This is a genomic window from Kitasatospora sp. NPDC005856, assembly GCF_040629945.1.
In the GTDB taxonomy this organism is placed as follows: Bacteria; Actinomycetota; Actinomycetes; order Streptomycetales; family Streptomycetaceae; genus Kitasatospora.
This window is the reverse complement of the sequence record NZ_JBEXWT010000198.1, coordinates 1-3,647: the sequence shown is the minus strand read 5'-3', so window position 1 is coordinate 3,647 and position 3,647 is coordinate 1. Positions and strand designations below refer to the sequence as shown.

The following is a 3,647-nucleotide window of genomic DNA, read 5'->3' as shown; positions in this document are numbered from 1 at the left end:
CCCCGGAACACCGGACCGTAGCCGTACCCGCTCTCGGCAAGGGCCTCGTAGAAGCCCTCCACCGCCACCGCGGTCGCCCCCGACGGCGGCCAGACCGCCAGATCGAACTCCGGCACCCGCTCCTGCGCGGTCAGGGTTCCCACCGCGTGGCAGATCCAGGGCGCGGTCTCGTCGGTGTCCGGCCGGGCGTGGATCTCCACCCGGGAGTCGCCGTCCTCGCCCGGGGCCGCCACCCGCACCTGGAGGTGCACGCCGCCCCGCTCGGGAAGCGGCAGCGGGGCCTGGAGCACCAACTCCTCCAGCACCGGGCGGTCGATCTGCTCGCCCGCCCGCAGCGCCATGTCCACGAAGGCCGTCCCCGGCACCAGCGCCCGGCCCTGGATCGCGTGGTCCGCGAGCCACGGGTGGGTGGCCAGCGACAACCGACCGGTCAGCAACAGGCTCTGGTCCCCGGCCAGGTGGACCGCCGCGCCGAGCATCGGGTGCCCGGCCGACAGCTGGCCGACCGAGCCGACGTCACCGGACCTGGCGGCCGGGCGCGGCCAGTAGCGCTCGCGCTGGAAGGCGTACGTCGGCAGCTCCATCCGGCGACCGCCCGGCAGGACGGCCGGCCAGTCCACGGCGGTGCCGGCCGTCCAGAGCCGGGCCAGGGCCGTCAGCGCGGTGCCCGCCTCGTCCCGCTCACGGCGCAGCAGCGGCGCGAACACGGCCTCGGCGCCCGACTGTCCGGCCAGGCCGCAGAGCACCGCGTCCGGTCCGAGCTCGGCGTAGCGGGCGACACCGTGGCGCTGAAGAGCGGCGACGCCGTCGGCGAAGCGGACGGCCTCGCGGACCTGGCGCACCCAGTACTCCGGGGTGGACAGCAGGCCCGGCTCGGCGAGTTCACCGGTCAGGTCGGAGACGACCGGGATGCGCGGCTCGGCGAAGGCCAGACCCTTCAGGACGGCGTCGAACTCGTCGAGCATCGGCTCCATCAGAGCCGAGTGGAACGCGTGCGAGACGGTCAGCCGGCGGGTCCTGCGGCCCTCGGCCGACCAGCGCGCCGCGAACTCCTCGACCACCTTGACGGGCCCGGAGGCCACCACCGAGGTGGGGCCGTTGACGGCCGCGACGTCCAGGCGGTCGCCGATCGCCTCGCGCACCTCGGCCTCGGTCGCCTCGACCGCCAGCATCGCGCCGCCCTCGGGCAGCCCGTCCATCAGCCGGCCGCGCGCCGCGACCAGGGCGCAGGCGTCCGCCAGTGAGAGGACGCCCGCCACATGGGCGGCCGCCACCTCACCGATCGAGTGCCCGAGCAGCACGTCCGGGATGACGCCCCAGGACTCCAGCAGCCGGAAGGAGGCCACCTCCACGGCGAACAGCCCCGCCTGCGCCCAGACCGTACGGTCCAGGTCCTCCGCGCCCTCGAAGACGACCTCCTTGAGCGGCCGGTCCACCAGCGGGTCCAGCTCCGCGCAGACCGCGTCGAAGGCTCCGGCGAACACCGGGAACGCCTCGTACAACCCCTGGCCCATCCCGATCCGCTGCGCACCCTGTCCGGTGAACAGGAACGCCGTCCGACCCTCCACCGCGACACCGGAGACCGCTCCCTCGCCGGGCCGGCCGTCGACCAGCGCGGTCAGACCCGCCTCGATCGCGGCCGCCGTGTCACCGACGGCCACCGCGCGGTGCTCCAGCCCCGCCCGGGTGACGGCCAGCGCGTGTCCGGCGGCCGCCAGGTCTGGCCCGGTCGCCAGGAAGTCCCGCAGTCGCTGCGCCTGTCCGCGCAGCCCGTCCGAGGTCTTCGCGGACACCGGCCAGAGCACCGTGCCGTTGCTCTCCACCGGTTCCGGCGCGGGCAGCGGGTCGCCCTGCTCCAGGATGACGTGGGCGTTGGTGCCGCTGATCCCGAAGGAGGACACGCCCGCGCGACGCGGCCGACCGGCCTCCGGCCACGGCCGGGCCTCCGTCAGCAGCTCCACCGCACCCGCCGACCAGTCGACGTGCGGGGTCGGCTCGTCCACGTGCAGCGTGGCCGGGATGACGCCATGACGCATCGCCTGCACCATCTTGATCACGCCCGCCACACCGGCCGCCGACTGGGTGTGGCCGATGTTCGACTTGATCGAGCCCAGCCACAACGGCCGGTCCTCGGGGCGCTCCTGGCCGTACGTCGCCAGCAGCGCCTGCGCCTCGATCGGGTCGCCGAGCGGGGTGCCGGTGCCGTGCGCCTCCACCACGTCCACCTCGGACGGGGCGAGCCGCGCCGTGGCCAGCGCCTGCCGGATCACCCGCTCCTGCGAGGGGCCGTTCGGCGCGGTGAGGCCGTTGGAGGCGCCGTCCTGGTTGACCGCGCTGCCGCGGATCACCGCGAGCACCTGGTGGCCGTCCCGGCGGGCGTCGGACAGCCGCTGGAGGACCAGCACGCCGACGCCCTCGGACCAGACGGTGCCGTCGGCCTCGGCGGAGAACGCCTTGCAGCGCCCGTCCGAGGCCAGGCCGTCCTGGCGGTCGAACTCGGCGAACACCCCCGGGGTGGACATCACGGTCACACCGCCGGTCAGCGCCATCGCGCACTCGCCGCGCTGCAGCGCCTGGATCGCCCAGTGCATCGCCACCAGGGAGGAGGAGCAGGCGGTGTCCACGGTGACGGCCGGGCCCTCCAGGCCGAACACGTACGAGACCCGGCCGGAGAGGATGCTGGTGGCGGCACCCGTCATCAGGTGCCCCTCCGACTCCGGCAGGTCCATCCCGGCGCCGTAGCCGAACGCCGAGGCACCGACCAGGACGCCGGTGGACGAGCGGTGCATGGACAGCGGGTCCAGGCCGGCCGACTCGAAGGCCTCCCAGGACGCCTCCAGCAGGAGGCGCTGCTGCGGGTCCATCGCCAGCGCCTCGCGCGGCGAGATGCCGAACAGCCCGGCGTCGAAGTCGGCGGCGTCGTGCAGGAAGCCACCGCGCGGCGTGTACCCGGCGTCGGCGACCTCGATCTCCCAGCCGCGGTCGGCCGGGAACGCGGTCACGCCGTCGAAGCCCTCGGCCAGCAGCCGCCAGAGCCGCTCGGGGTTGTCCGCGCCGCCGGGGAAGCGGCAGCTCATGCCGACGATCGCGATCGGCTCGCCGGTGTCCACGGCCGCCTCGGCGAGCGGTGCCGCGGACCCGGCCCGCTCGAAGAGCAGCTCGTCGAGGTGCTCGGCCAGCACGGTCGGTGTCGGGTAGTCGAAGACCAGGGTGACGGGCAGCCGCAGTCCGGTGACGGCGTTCAGCCCGTTGCGCAGCTCCACCGCGGTCAGCGAGTCGAAGCCGAGCTCCCGGAAGGCGTGCCGGGCGCCGACCGCGTCCGCTCCGGCGTGGCCGAGCACGGTGGCCGCGCTGCCGCGGACCAGTTCCAGCAGTTGCGCGCGCCGCTCCTCGGGCGGCAGCGGCCACAGCCGGGCCACCAGTCCGGAGTCCGCGCCCGCGCTCCGGCCGGCGGCCCGTCGGGTCGACGGGCGGATCAGACCGCGCAGCAGCGGCGGCACCACATGGGTGGAGACGGCCTGCGCGGCGGCCAGGTCCAGGACCATCGGCAGCAGGTGCGGTGCGGGCAGGGTGATCGCGCGGTCGAACAGGGCCAGGGCCTGCTCGGTCGGCAGACCGGAACCCGTACGCGCCGAGGAGAGGTGGCC

1 protein-coding gene is annotated in these 3,647 nt (G+C 75.1%); it reads right to left on the bottom strand.

Going from position 1 to position 3,647, the window contains the following annotated elements; translation table 11 throughout:
* Positions 1-3,647: beta-ketoacyl synthase N-terminal-like domain-containing protein (locus tag ABZ449_RS41840; protein WP_360357341.1), on the bottom strand; the 3,647-nt coding region annotated here is incomplete at both ends.